This window comes from Pelagihabitans pacificus, from assembly GCF_009371985.2.
GTDB lineage: Bacteria > Bacteroidota > Bacteroidia > Flavobacteriales > Flavobacteriaceae > Pelagihabitans > Pelagihabitans pacificus.
Genome location: NZ_VIKU02000001.1, coordinates 393,456 through 408,088, shown reverse-complemented (window position 1 = coordinate 408,088; position 14,633 = coordinate 393,456). Strand labels below are relative to the sequence as shown.

At 48.0% G+C, this 14,633-nt stretch carries 9 protein-coding genes; 3 read left to right on the top strand and 6 right to left on the bottom strand.

What is annotated here, in order from left to right:
* Window positions 1–139 precede the first annotated feature (139 nt).
* Both FK220_RS01795 and FK220_RS01790 read right to left on the bottom strand, forming a co-directional pair.
* Complete coding sequence (locus tag FK220_RS01795; protein ID WP_152572567.1) at window positions 140–1,132, bottom strand: fasciclin domain-containing protein; 993 nt, start codon at window positions 1,130–1,132, stop codon at window positions 140–142.
* A gap of 145 nt (window positions 1,133–1,277) precedes the next feature.
* A complete protein-coding gene (locus tag FK220_RS01790) occupies window positions 1,278–2,672 on the bottom strand; it encodes a fasciclin domain-containing protein (protein WP_152572566.1) in 1,395 nt (464 codons plus the stop codon).
* Between the two features lie 549 nt (window positions 2,673–3,221).
* On the opposite strand from FK220_RS01790, the gene mnmA reads away from it, so the two are divergent.
* Together mnmA and FK220_RS01780 are read left to right on the top strand one after the other, a co-directional pair.
* Entirely contained in the window at window positions 3,222–4,412 is a 1,191-nt protein-coding gene (mnmA, locus tag FK220_RS01785; RefSeq protein WP_152572565.1) for a tRNA 2-thiouridine(34) synthase MnmA, read from the top strand.
* Between the two features lie 91 nt (window positions 4,413–4,503).
* Window positions 4,504–5,445: an NAD(P)H-dependent flavin oxidoreductase gene (locus tag FK220_RS01780; RefSeq protein ID WP_152572564.1), complete on the top strand. Its 942-nt coding sequence runs from the start codon at window positions 4,504–4,506 to the stop codon at window positions 5,443–5,445.
* Between the two features lie 52 nt (window positions 5,446–5,497).
* Here the strand turns inward: FK220_RS01780 and FK220_RS01775 are convergent, their stop codons facing one another.
* Genes FK220_RS01775 through FK220_RS01760 form a run of 4 tightly spaced genes read right to left on the bottom strand, consistent with a single transcriptional unit; the run spans window position 5,498 to window position 12,820 of the window.
* Entirely contained in the window at window positions 5,498–8,917 is a 3,420-nt protein-coding gene (locus FK220_RS01775; RefSeq protein ID WP_152572563.1) for a HEAT repeat domain-containing protein, read from the bottom strand.
* A gap of 22 nt (window positions 8,918–8,939) precedes the next feature.
* Window positions 8,940–9,176: a putative signal transducing protein gene (locus tag FK220_RS01770; RefSeq protein WP_152572562.1), complete on the bottom strand. Its 237-nt coding sequence runs from the start codon at window positions 9,174–9,176 to the stop codon at window positions 8,940–8,942.
* A gap of 11 nt (window positions 9,177–9,187) precedes the next feature.
* Window positions 9,188–11,380 (bottom strand): M28 family metallopeptidase, encoded by a 2,193-nt coding sequence (locus FK220_RS01765; RefSeq protein WP_152572561.1) that lies wholly within the window; start codon window positions 11,378–11,380, stop codon window positions 9,188–9,190.
* A 60-nt stretch (window positions 11,381–11,440) separates the two neighbouring features.
* A complete protein-coding gene (locus tag FK220_RS01760) occupies window positions 11,441–12,820 on the bottom strand; it encodes a glycoside hydrolase family 140 protein (protein ID WP_152572560.1) in 1,380 nt (459 codons plus the stop codon).
* A 148-nt stretch (window positions 12,821–12,968) separates the two neighbouring features.
* Here FK220_RS01760 and FK220_RS01755 point away from each other — a divergent pair, with 148 nt between their 5' ends.
* Window positions 12,969–14,609: a serine hydrolase gene (locus tag FK220_RS01755; protein ID WP_152572559.1), complete on the top strand. Its 1,641-nt coding sequence runs from the start codon at window positions 12,969–12,971 to the stop codon at window positions 14,607–14,609.
* Window positions 14,610–14,633 lie beyond the last annotated feature (24 nt).

Here is a 14,633-nt window from a genome sequence, read left to right as displayed (position 1 = left end):
ACAAATTTGATAAAATATAATGGCTGTCTAGCCGGTGTATTTCATCGATCGTGCTTCATTGCAGCTGGTAGGAACAAAAAAAGACCACCGTATCGGGTGGTCTTTCCTTTTTGAAAAGGATGTGAATTTTTTTAAGAAACTAGTTTTCCGTATTGGGTATCAAAACGGCATCGATTACATGAATGACACCATTGCTAGTCTGGATGTCGGTTACGGGAATACGTGTGCCTGCAGTACCAGACCCGTCCGTTATTTCCAGGCTCCCGGCTACACTTAAAAACTCGATTTCATCTCCTTCCAGAGTGGTAACGGTTTGTCCGTCACTTATCGATGTAGATCTGATATTCCCTGGTACAACGTGGTGAGCCAAAACCGATAGCAGAAGATCTTCGGGAATATCGCTCGAAGAATTCCAATCCGGATTGCTATTCAAAAGAATCTCAAATGCCGTATTGCTTGGAATAAATAGCGTGAAAGGTCCGGTTGCAGTATCCAATTCCTCGTCCAAGTCGGTATTCGGAGATACTACGTCGATGGCCGTATCGAGCTCGCGAAAAGTATCGTCAACCGATACAAAGGTGGCCAAAGTGGGCAATCCTATGACCTCGTCGACAATATGGATGATGCCGTTCGAAGCTACAACATCGGCAGTAGTCACAGTAGCTCCCCCATTGAACTGAACACCGTTCGTTGCATCGAAATACATCGCCAAGTTGGTATCGGTTCCGGGACCGTCTGCCAAGGTTTGCAGGTAATTACGTTGGAGACTCACCAGTAGTGCCGATTCAATTCTTTCCAGAATAACATGATTGAGGAGAAGCTGCTGTAGTGTAGCAACAGGCACTTCGTCGAGACTGGCAAAACCCGCTTCCCCTAAGAAATTGTCAAAAGCGGTATTCGTTGGAGCCAGTACGGTGTAAAGCGTCGTACCTTGAAGGGTACTTACCAAATCGGCCCTTTCCAAAGCGGCCACCAAAGTCGAAAGATCGGGATTGCTTTGTGCAATCTCTACAATATTGGTATCGGGAATAGGAATTGTTGGAGGAGTATCGTCATCCAAATCGCAGGAAGCGGTGAAGACAAGTACCAATACCATGACCAATACGTTGGGAAAATTCAAATACTTTTTCATATCGATTTCTTTTATGATTTTTTTTAAGCAGTACAAGTTTATTGCACATTTTTTGGAAGAGCACTGTTCTTAAGAGAAGTTTAATAAACAGAGATCCGTCTCAACAGAGACGGATCTCACTTTCATTCACCACAAATCTAACTTCTTAATTGGTCGTATCCGGAAGAAGAACGGTATCTACAACATGTATCACTCCATTCCCTGCCTGTACGTCCACGGCAATAATACCAATACCATCATTACCTGCACCATCGACTACATCGGCAATGTTTCCATCGGTTCCTGGTAGCGTGATTGTAAAGGTATCTCCTTCCAGCGTAGCTGGAGTCACCGTATTGCCATCGGGGGTCAAGTCGCCGGAGCGAATATTGGCACCTCCAATAACATGATGTTGTAGAATCGGAGTCAGGTCATCCTCCATGGGGATTGCTGATAGGGCGGCGAAAGCCTCATTGGTAGGGGCGAATACCGTAAACGGCGCTGGGTCTGTGCCCGTAGGAGTGCTTAACACAGCTGCAAAGTCCGTAGCGGGAGTCAACTCGGTCAAGGCGCTTACCAAGGTTGAAAAGTTGGGATCTGCCAAGGCGAAGGTAACCACGGTAGGAATATCGATTACAGCATCAACGGCGTGGATTACTCCATTGGTCGCTACGATATCGGCAATGGCTACTGTACTCACACCATTCAAGTTAACACCATCATCCGTGTTGATATAAAGACTTAAGGCATCACCATCGGAGTTAACACCGGCGGTGGTTGCATAGCTATTGGTCAATGCGCTCGAAAAAGCGGCTGCCCCGACGATTACATGATTACTTAATATGTTGTCCAATTCATTGTTATCTGGATTATCAAAAGCCGTAAAAGCACTGTTTACCGGTGCAAAGACAGTAAATGTCTCATCGATATCCGATAATAGGTCGGTAAAGGTGGTATTACCATCAGCGGTCAAAGCGGCCACCAACTCGGTGAGATTTTCATTGAAAGTTGCATGATCGACGATATTGGGTAAGCCGATTACCTGGTCAACGATGTGTACCACTCCGTTCGTAGCTTCTACATCAGCGGTTACTACGGTAGCGTCATTTATTTTTACCCCGTTTGCAGTGTTGATATAGAGACTCAGTTCTTCCCCTCCAGGGCCTGAGGTGGCAAAAGACCTCACGTAGCCGCTGGAAAGATCCGCTGACAAATTTTTACCCGCGACAATATGATTTAGCAGTACTGCGGCCAAAACGTCTTCCGGCACGTCGGCCACGGAAGTAAACCCATTGTCAACAAGAAAGGTCTCGAAGGCAGCATTAGTGGGGGCAAAAACGGTAAACGGGCCTTCCGCTTCCAAGGCGGATACCAAATTCGCCTCTTGAAGAGCTGCTACTAGATTGGACAGGTCGGCTGTAGCCACGGCCAAATCAACGATATTGTCTCCTTCTTCCATGGGCGGGATGAAAGGATCATTGTCATCATCACTACAGGCTACAAAAACCGTGGATAGCGCTGTTAGGACAAAAATAGTTGTAAGTTTTAAATACTTTTTCATGGTACTTGTTTTAAGGATTATTAGTATTCGTTAATTATGATAGTTGTTCATCAATCAACAAAAAATTATTATTGTTTAATTAAAAAGAAAATAAATTAAACATAACGAAGATATCATCTTAAACGAAAGGTTGCTTTTGTTTATTCTTATTTATTAAAAGTTTAACAAAGGATAGCAACAGGTTGTTGCCAGACTTTCAGGTATTCCGGTCTATCCAATCAGTTGTCATAAGCAGATCACTCTATAAAGCCGAAGTGGCTTATTTCGATATCCCCCCAAAATGGGATATCCCATAGACGCTTTGCCACGTGCATTAACTTTGGTTTCCTTTCCTTTGTCCGAAATCCTTTGTGCATTACATTTTAGTTTGTCTTGTATACCAAAAAAAGGCCAAATACATTTTAGTACACTTCCTTCGCCAAAAAAGGCCATCCACGGCGAATTAAGAAATCGTTAACCTTTTTGATCCAACAAAAGTGCTTATCTGTATAAGAACAGGGGAGTAAAGAAACCTATAATTTGTATTTTTGCACATCAGCAAAGCAAGTGATGAAAAAAGTAGTAGTCGGACTTTCCGGCGGCGTAGATTCCAGTGTAGCGGCCTATCTCCTAAAAGAGCAGGGATATGAGGTCATTGGTCTTTTTATGAAGAATTGGCACGACGATTCCGTCACTATTTCCGAGGAATGCCCTTGGTTGGAGGACAGCAACGATGCCTTGATTGTAGCGGAGAAATTGGGTATTCCCTTTCAGACCGTTGACCTGAGTGCGGAGTACAAGGAACGGATCGTCGACTATATGTTCCACGAATACGAACGGGGCCGTACACCCAACCCCGACGTATTGTGCAATCGGGAAATCAAGTTTGATGTGTTCTTAAAATTAGCGCTGCAATTGGGTGCCGATTTCGTGGCAACCGGTCACTATTGCAGAAAAGGAATCATACACAATGAGGACGGAAGCGAGACCTACCAGCTTTTGACAGGAGTGGATGACAACAAGGATCAGTCATACTTCCTATGCCAACTTTCACAGGATCAGCTGGCAAGGACGTTGTTTCCCATAGGGGAGTTGAAAAAGCCCGAGGTACGTGAAATAGCTGCAGCGAACCAATTGGTTACTGCGGATAAGAAAGATTCACAAGGTCTTTGTTTTATTGGGAAAGTTCGGTTACCCGACTTCCTACAGCAAAAGTTGAAGCCAAAAAAAGGGGTTATCGTGGAAGTACCTTCGGATGCGCCTCAATTGAAAAAGGAAGTACCGTCTTTCCAGAACAAGGAAAAAGAATTGGCGTATTATTCGGAAAAACCGGTATACGATATTAAGGATGGTACCATTGTGGGGGAACACCAAGGTGCCCATTATTTTACCAAGGGGCAGCGAAAAGGACTGGATGTCGGTGGCACAAAAGAGCCGCTATTTGTAATCGAGACCGATGTGGAGGAAAATGTCATTTATACCGGTCAGGGTAAATCACATCCCGGTCTCTACCGAAGAACACTTTTTGTGTACAACGATGAGTTGCATTGGGTGCGGCCCGATTTGGGATTGAAAGTAGACGAGCGCATGGAAGTACAGGCCCGTATCCGCTATCGGCAACCTTTGGAGAAAGCAACCCTCTATAAGGTGGATAACGGCTTATATGTAGATTTTGAACACAGACAGTCGGCTATTACCGAAGGACAATTTGTCGCATGGTATATCGGCGATGAGTTAATAGGGTCGGGTGTTATCTCCTAAACTTCAACCGTCTGCTCAAGCAAGGTCCGGAACAGTGGACATATTGGACATTTCATTATCTGCCGATCTCATCATATCCTGATCAACTATTATGAACGATAGAATTACACAGCTTTTCGGAATTCGATATCCCATTGTTCAAGCCGGTATGGTATGGGCCAGTGGATGGCGTTTGGCATCTGCCGTTTCGAATGCTGGTGGTCTTGGCCTTTTAGGGGCTGGATCGATGTACCCGGAAGTGCTTCGCGAACACATCGGGAAATGTCAAAAAGCCACGACGAAACCTTTTGGTGTCAATGTTCCCATGTTGTATCCCGATATTGATCAATTGATGGATATCATCCTGGAAACAGGCGTGAAAATTGTGTTTACTTCAGCCGGAAATCCGAAAACGTGGACAACCCACTTGAAGGAGCGAGGTATCACGGTAGTGCATGTGGTCAGTAGTGTAAAGTTCGCGATGAAGGCAAAGGATGCAGGAGTCGATGCCGTGGTAGCGGAAGGTTTTGAGGCAGGCGGGCACAATGGAAGGGACGAGACTACTACCTTAACCTTGATTCCCGCGGTGAAAGAAAAGATTCGTATTCCCTTGATTGCTGCTGGCGGTATTGCCACTGGAAGCGCGATGTTGGCCGCCATGGTATTGGGCGCCGATGGCGTTCAGGTGGGAAGCCGGTTCGTGGCAAGTGAGGAGGCTTCGTCGCATCCTAGTTTCAAACAAAAAGTGGTGGAAGCAGGGGAAGGTGATACCCATTTGACCTTGAAGGAACTGGCCCCGGTTCGGCTGATAAAGAATAAGTTCTATCACGATGTGCAGCAAGCCTATGCTCAAGGGGCTTCAGTGGCGGAGCTAAAGGAATTATTGGGCCGTGCCCGCGCAAAACGGGGCATGTTTGAAGGTGATATGGAGGAAGGGGAGCTTGAAATCGGCCAGGTATCGGCCCTTATTCACGACGTCAAACCCGCCGCCCAAATTGTATCGGATATGATGCAGGAATTTGAAGCGGCCAAAAATCGAGTCGCACAACTCTAGTCAATCCCTACACTCGGTCGTTTTTAAGACCACTTTATAGCTCCCCATACCTTTAAGAGGAGGGTTCTTTCTTTAAACTCGCCAGGTAATGGATCAGATTCCGAAGTTCACGTTTGCTGATGAGACGTCCCATAGCTGGCATCGATGAGGGGGCGTTCGTTCTTTTATGGATACGGGAGAGGGCAATTTCCATCGGTTCGGCATCCGAGGTCCGAATTAAAAGTGCTTCTTGGTTCTCTTCTTCAAGGATACCCGTCACCTCTTGACCATCCTTCAAGGTAAGCGTTACATTGCCATAGCCAGGAGCCAAACGTGCGCTTGGTTCGATCAAGGATTCCAGGATTTGCTCCCTGCTCAAGATATTTCCGATATTATCCAAGGGTGGACCTACCTGACCCCCTGCACCGCCTACTGCGTGGCAACGGACGCATTGTGCCGTAGGATTGCTCGTGAATACGGAATATCCTGGCCACCAACTACCACCATAGAGGGTCTCTCTATAGGAATCAACCGAATGTCCCTTTCCTTTTAATACTTCCATTTGAGCAATTAGTTTGTTGGATTCGGACGCTTCAACCGCCTCCATGAGGTCTAAGGTAACGTCGGGGGAAAGCTGGTTCCGTTGTGCTTTTTGGATGAGGTTGCCCAAGACCGCTTCACTTTTTTCCAAAGGCATTTCTCCTAAAACGCCCAGCAAGCGTTGTTGCTCCCGAGATGTTCCGTTTCTAAAAAAAGAATTAACCAGCTCTGGGAGCCGCTCTTTTGAAATCTCCATTTTGTCGAGCAAGCCCACGGCGGTTTCCCGTACTTGTTGGGCTTTGTCGCCCATTCCCCAATTGAGGGCGGTTTCCATATCATCATACCCTAACCGCCCCAAAGCATCAAGCATGGCGGCGCGGACGTCGGGATTTTGATGTCTTTTCATCATCCGAACGAGTTCATCATTGTACGTATCGATTCCCAAGGAAGCCAAAGTTTTGGAGACGCCGACAAGAATATCCGGATTGGTATCCTCCAAGAATTTTGGAATTCCTTTCTCTATTTTTCCCTTGATGACTGCCGAATCCCTTTTGATTTCCCCGCGATAGCGACCGGTTACCCGGTCCAAAACGGAGGGATTTGCCCAACCGCCCAAAGCGGCCAAGGCCTCTCCCCTTAATTTAGGGTCAATATCGTTACGTTTGGCAAATATCAAAAGATTGTTGAGATGCTCATCTCCGCCTACACGTAGTGCCGCATTGATAGCACGGCGTAGTAGGGGTTCCGAGGTAAGTCCTTCTTTCACCAATAGTTTCGCCAGAGCGGGTAAGGCGGGTTCAATAGACCAATCGTCATTTATGGCTCGCGCCGCCTCCGTAACGATATACTCGTCCATGTCGTTTAAAAATTGTGCCACTCCCTCGTGCCGCAAGCGTCGCAAGACTAGGACAGCGCCCAATCGAAGGCTTCGGTTCGGATGGTCAGCCAATGCGAGGATGGGTTCCACCTTGCCAATTCGGGATAGGGCCAATACGGCTGCATGTCGTATGTAGACATCTTCGTCCTTGTTCGATTCCAAAAGTGCCAATAAGGAATCCACGGCTTCCTCATGACCGATGCGCCCCAACGCTTGCGCTGCAAAGAATTGTACTCGTGGATGTTCACTCTGTAGCAATGGCTCCAAATGGGTGCCCGCCAATCGATAGCGTACATCTCCTAAAACTTTTGCGGCCTGCGCGATAATCTCCGGATCCTCGTCGCTTAATAGTTCCAGCAGTGGTTTCGCATCATCGGGGTCGGAAGCGGCTATCTGACCAATGCCCCATATGGCATGGACACGGGCCAGTTGATCCGTTTCCTCCTTGAGCACCTTCTTTAAGGCACGATACCCCCAAAAGGTTCTCGTGGCCAGTTCGAACTGCGCTTTTTTTCGAATACGCATATCGGGATAGCGCAAAAGGGTTACTAATTCGTCGGTATCCTGGTCTTCATAGTCCAAGGTCATCAGGCGTTGTGTCTCTGCCCGTTCTTTTTCCAGGTCATTTTTATCGGGCGTCACATCCAACTTCCAGATGCGGCCATAGTTTTTGGTTCCCCACCCATTGATCCAGTCGGCCGCGTACAAAGCGCCGTCAGGTCCAAACTGGATGGCGGTGGGTAGCACGCCGCTTAATACATCGGTCTCTCCATCCAATTCAAAAGAAGCTCCTTTGGGTTTTAATCCGAAGGACCAAATATGTGACCGACCGGGGTCACCCACAAACTCCACCAAAAAGAATTTGTTCAGCCAATCGGTACCGAGGGCGGTTCCGGGATTGAAGGCCATCCCGGTTGGGCCGTTGTAGTAATTCATGATCGGGGGGATGATATAGGCCGCCTGCCCTTCCCAACGCGGGAGGTACAATTTCTCATCCATCCAAACCTTATAATCATTGTTCTTGGGGTCAGTGTATTTGCCATATTGCCAATTCGATCGCCAACCGGCATCGGAACCCTCCACGATATGCACCAATCGCTCGCTCTCTCCAGCATGATCGCCGTCGTTGTCGGAAGAAATGATATTCCCATAGGTATCAAAAACAAATTCATGGGTATTTCGCAATCCACGGGCGAAGACCTCAAAATCGCTACCGTCGGGATTGCATCGCACAATCATACCTTGGTTGGGGTAATGGTGCTTTTCACCATCGATCGTGGTGATACTGGCTCCGATATCGCCGATTCCCCAGTATATTTTTCCATCGGGCCCCTCGACGGCCCCCGACATCCCATGGGCACCAAAACCGATATGCACGGCAAATCCGTGCGCAATGGAAGTTTTCTCATCCAATACCCCGTCGTCATTCGTGTCCCAAAGTCGCCACATATCGGGACCCACACCAACGAATATGTCTTCATTCCGGACCAATAGGGCCCCGGCGACATCGGTAATTTCATCATTGAAATCCTCCAAAATACGGGTTGAAACATCGGCCAAGCCATCACCATCGGTGTCCTCCAATTTCCAAACTTCTTCCTTCTCCACGGTGAGGTCTTTCCAATCATGAATGCTATCGTTGTTGAGGTCGGGGAACCATTCGTTTTCTTCGCTCTTCTCGGGTGCGAAGGTCTCCCGAAGAAAGTTCCTGCGATCTTCGACGGTCTGTAACGAAATGGAAGGGGTCATCCAATGTTGGTACCCACGGATATCGAATTCCGAATTCTTTTGGCGATTGGTCCGGGTAAGATATACGTTACCCTGATCATCGATTTGCATGGCAATCGGGTCTGGCGCCAATGAGTCTGAGGCCCAAAGGGTCAATTCGAGCCCATCGGCCACTTTGGCCGCAATACCCTTCCTCGCGTCTTCGGCCTTGGTGCGGCCCAGAACGGAATCTTCTTGGATGGCCAAAGGAATCTCTTTGGGCTTGTCGGAGGAAGTAGTGCAGCCCGAGACGATACCAAGCACTGCAAAAAAGACTAATAGGTAAAGCGAGTTCAAACGGATTCTCATAGAGGGTCTATTGGTTTGCTGGTTATGATTGTTGGGTATTTTTTCGGACTTCATCCACGATTTCCCTTGCCCTGGCGACCTCATCGTTATTTACATAGATGTCGACCTGGTCGAGCATGGCACTGGCGAACCCAGCGAGACGGGCAGATTCCGCCTCGTCTTTGACTACCGCCTCGATACCCGTCTCGTGAAGCCGGGTGGCAATTCGTTTTCCCAATAAGTTGTTTCCACTGAAAATTTTTGCATAATCTGAGTCCATCTTCCTTTGTTTTAGAGCATGTTATTCATTTCATCGATATGGGCATGAAACCTTTTCAGGGTCGCTGCCAGTACCCCGATTTGTTCCTGGGCTTCGTTCCAATTTTTTTGTTCGATAGCTTCCCGTACCCCGGGGAGGGTCTTTACGCCATAACCGGTATAAAATCCAGGTGCATAGATTTGGTGTTTGTACCAAGAACGTCGGGGCAAGCCGGCATCCGATGTCAACGCCTGTTCTGCCAGCATCAATTTTTGGTTCATTTTTACCCGTTTATCCATTGATAGTTTCGAAATATCGGCTTCGCTCAAGGTTTGAATACTCGTTTCCAAGGCCGCAAGCTGGTTTTGTAATGGTGTGAAATCCAAAAAGGGGACCGCCTCTTTTTTCTCGGGTCTTACAAATGGCTTTTTGGGATCGGCCGCTAATTCGAAAACATTCTTATCGACCATGTTGTTATGTTTTTCTATTGCTTTCCGCATTTCGGTACACGATTTCATAATGTCATCCAAATAGCCTGAAACGGTGGCTTGCCATGGTTTAAAGGCAAAGGGCAGGACATCGGCATTCGCCAGTCGTAAGGTTATTCTTCCGGCAGTATTCGCCAATGTTACGCCATATTGGAATCCAGGATCTTTGAATCGGGTATAGTGAGGATAGGTATCGTAAATGGTATGGTACTCCCCCCCTGCATTTTCCCCTCCGAAACCGAGGTTCAAGGAGGCGATTCCCGCGTGCTGGATAAAGGGCGTGTAATCGGAACCGGAACCCAAAGCGTAAAGTTCGAACTCTTCCTTTCCACCGTTCACGAGATTGACGGCACTTCGACGTTCCTTGATGGAGACTCCTTTCTGGGGGTCGATAACCGCGCTGGCCACTTCACCGACCATCTGTTGGAGCGAGTGGGATCCGCCTGCTCCCAAGAATCCACGACCGTTTCCGTCGGTGTTGATGTATGCCACTACTTTCCGTTGCAATTCTTCCTTGTGGTCCTCGACCCATTCGGTGGATCCGATGAGCCCGGGCTCCTCTGCATCCCATGCACAATAGACGAGGGTTCGTTTTGGTTTGTTGCCTTTTCGGGCCAATTCCCCGATCGCCCGGGCTTCTTCCATGAGGGCGACCATACCGCTGATAGGATCATTGGCACCGTGTACCCAGGCGTCGTGGTGATTGCCCCGCATCACCCATTGATCGGGGTATTCACTTCCTTGTAAGGTAGCGATGACATTGTGGGCGGGGGTCAACTGCCAATCGAATTCCAATTTTAAATGCACCTTTGCCGGACCGGGCCCCACGTGATAGGTAATGGGGAGTCCGCCTTTCCATTTGTTGGGTGCGACGGGACCTTCCAAGGCTTCCAACAAGGGAAGGGCATCCTCATAGGAAATCGGCAATACCGGAATCTTGGTGATCGTAGGTGCCTGTTCTCGATCTAAACGTTTGGCGTCTTTGGTAGCTCCATAACCGGGTGTAAGCACATCCCCGGGATAGGTGGGCATATCCATCACCGAGCCCCGCTGAACCCCGGTCTTATTTTTAAAAGCGCCCTTGGGATATACATCGCCCCGTACGTAGCCATCATCCTGTGGGTCCGAATAGATGATGCATCCGATGGCTCCTTTTTCCGCCGCTAATTTCGGCTTAATGCCTCGCCAGGAACCTTGGTATTTGGCAATAACTATTTTTCCCTTGACGTCGATGCCCAGTTTGTCCAATTCCTCATAGTCTTTTGGAATTCCATAATTTACGAACACCAGCTCCGCTTCCACATCGCCATCCGTAGAGAATGCATTGTAACTCGGCAGCAAAGCATCCCCTTGGCCGGTAAATTCGTCTCCCTCGACCGGGACGGCTGTCAATTTGGCCTTGTAAGTAGTAGGTGCGGTCAGTTCGAGTAAACGGACTTTTGGGTACGGAAACAGTATGTGATAGGTCTCGATTTTGGCATCATAGCCCCAGGACTTGAATTGTTTTTGAATCCATTCCGCATTTTCACGGCCATAGTCCGTTCCTACCCAATGGGGTTCCGCAGCCATTTTCCGCATCCATTGGTCCAGATTGTCGGTATTGAGTTTTGCTTCAAACGCCTTTTCAAGTGTTAGCTGTTTTTTTGCGTTTTCAGGGGTGAAACCGGTGATAGCCTCCTGGGCGGTCGCAGTGCTTACGAATAACAGTAAAAAAAGTACAACGAAGGTACGCTTCATAGTGGTTGGGTTTTTAATTATTGAAAGTTACGGTATTTTGGACGGATTTGCCAATGCCGTTTAGTTCGTTTTCCCGGGTACCCGAAAGTCTCTCGAAGGGTCATCGATTACCAATACCCAATCGTTATTCTTCCCCGAAGTGGGGGGTTCGATTTCGACTTTTTCGGCACGGGTGATTTGCTCCGATCGGAAGGTATTTCCGGTTCGGGGATCGTACCACCAGCTGTTCAATTCCGCTGCCGCGAGGCTTGAAAGGTCAAGATGAACCGCTTTCCCTGTTGGAAAATAGATAAAGGCATAACTGCCTTCGGCATCACGGGTGGCAATCACATAGTCTTTGTTGTCTTCCTGCACTTCCAAAATCATAGACTGGTCGGGAATACGGCTTAGAAAGGGCCGGGACAGCATTAAGTTCTTTAAATGTTTGACCTGGTGGGCCATGGGGAGGTCCAAAGCCACCGGCCAAGGACGCAGTGGTTGGTTGATACCTTCCCGTTCCGTGGTATACATTTGCCACACGTCGTGGCATCCATAGGTCTGTCCGAACGCACCGGCAAAAACGTTCCAATATAGAATTCGGCGAATGTCCCCGGGAATGCTGTGGCCCAGTTCTTTGGCATTGAAACAGTTTGGATGGTCTTCATAGAGCGGTTCGCCATCGAGTACGGGTTTGGTCGGAACGCGTTGGTAATCGAGCGTGATTTTCCGGTATGTACCCTGATTGGCACAATGACCGGTTTGGTGCATGTTGAAATCCAGCCAAGGTTGGTCGTGGAACCAGGTTGAGGATCCCCCTCCCTCTTTGGGCTGTGGATGGAAGCTCATGAGGGTCGCTTCGTACCCTCCGGCCGCTTGGGCGATGCCCTCGGCCATTCGATTCCATACCGCCACATCGTTACTGCCTTCCCGTGGGTTGCGATCGCCCCCAATAACCCAAATAATATTGTTGTAATCTTTATATCGCGTCCCAATCCATCGCCCAAAGGTTTCAGCGTTTTCAGGGGTAAATACTTCCGGCCCTACACCCCAGCTATTTTTAAAAAGTTTATCGCCCCAGGTAGGGAGCAGCGCAATATACATTCCCAAACTATCCGCTTTTCGGATGATATAGTCCACATGTTCAAAGTATTCGGGATTGGGAGTGGTGGGGTCGTTATTCATCAGGGGTGTTTTTCCGTAGGTATTGGGGGTGTTGAGTCCGTCGATTTCCGCCAGGGCCACCGCTTGAATCACGTTAAAACCCTGTTCAGCCCTTTTGGTGAGGTACATGGTGGCTTCCTCCCGATTACAACGGTGAAAAAGTTCCCAAGCTGTATCGGCCATCCAAAAAAAAGGTGTGCCGTCCACGGTGACCAAAAAGCGCTGGTTGTCACTTACCCGTAGTTGCTGGGCAAGTCCATTAGAAAAGGTCAACAGGGCAACGATCAATACTATTCTCATACAGGAAAGGTTTTACTGATGGAAGATACCAAAATTATTTATTGCAGCCCTGAATAACCTAGGGTACAAGACAAAATTGGTCCAGTATGTAACCAATTCAATAAATGGTCGTCCTACCAATAAACAATCATCCATCAAATAAGGCTACATGAAAAAACGAACACTACTATCGCTCATTACTTTTTTAACGGTAAGTGCGACAAATCTCTATGCCCAAGATTTAGAAAAAATCTTTGACGACCTCGCCAGAACCCTCTATCAACCCGAAAGTCCGGGATTGACCGTTTTGGTCGCCAAGAACGATGATATTTTATACCGGAAAGCTTTTGGGATGGCCAATATGGAACTCAAAGTACCCATGAAGCCTGAAAACGTCTTTGAGCTGGGATCCATTACCAAACAATTTACCGCGGTGGCCATTTTGATGCTCATGGAACAAGGGAAGATAGACCTGCTAGACCCTATTACGACCTACGTGCCAGACTATCCTATGCAAGGAAAACAAATTACCATCCACCATCTGCTCAACCATACCTCAGGGATAAAAAGTTATACGGAGATGGGTGATTTAAGTTCCTTTGCCCGAAACGACAAAACGCCTACTGAGCTTATCGATTACTTCAAAAATGAACCGATGGATTTCAACCCGGGAGACGCATGGCATTACAACAATAGCGGTTATATCATTTTAGGCCATATCATTGAAGTGGTTTCCGGGATGTCTTATGCTGACTTTATCGAAACCAATATCTTTCAACCCTTAGGAATGACCAACTCCTATTACGGGAGCCATACACAATTGATTCGGAATCGGGCCAGTGGCTATATGCCCTCCGAATCGGGCTACCGCAATGCTGATTATCTTAGCATGACCTTACCCTATGCGGCAGGTTCGTTAATGTCCACCGTTGACGATATGTTTTTATGGTTCCAGGCCATTCGGGACAACACCTTGATCAGTGCCCAAAGCAAGGCCAAGGCTTTTACCGATACCAAGTTGAACAATGGTAAACCGACCCATTACGGCTATGGCTGGCAAATCGATGAAATCAATGGTGTTCAAAGTATCGAACACGGGGGCGGTATTTTTGGCTATGTGACACAAGGTGTATACGTACCTTCCGAGAACGTCTACGTTATCATCTTGACGAATCGCAACGGGAACTCCCCCCAGAGCACAGCGATAAAAATGGCGGCCCATGCTATTGGCGAACCTTTTCCATCACCAAAGAAGGCCGTGGCCTTATCGGACGCCCAACTTCAAAAATGGGTGGGTAATTATGATTTTGAAGGGGTGTATCGGAACATAACCCTGAGAGAGGGTAGCCTGTACAGTCAAAGGGAGGGGAGCGACCCGTTAAAGCTTTATCCGGTTTCGGAAAACGATTTTTACTTTGAGGACGGGTTGGCCCGGTACGTATTTGCCTTAGAGAATGGGCAGCGAACTGCCCTTTTTTCGCAACGTATCGATCAGGTCAAAGGCATGGAAACCGGTAAAAAACCTGCTACGGAAAAAGAAGTGATTACCATCGACCCTGCGGTGTTACCCGACTATGAAGGCACCTATGAACTACAACCCGGTTTTTCCATAGCGGTGACCGTAAAGGATGAAAAGCTATATGCCCAAGCTACGGGTCAGCCCGAATTTGAGATTTTTCCGGAGGCGAAGGATACTTTCTTTCTAAAGGTGGTTGCCGCCCAACTGGTGTTCGGTCGGGACGCGCAGGGAACCGTGGTCGAACTCACCCTAAAACAAGGGGGACAGGAGATAACAGGCGTGAGGAAGTAGTAGGCAGTTGGTACTGTTCGTTTG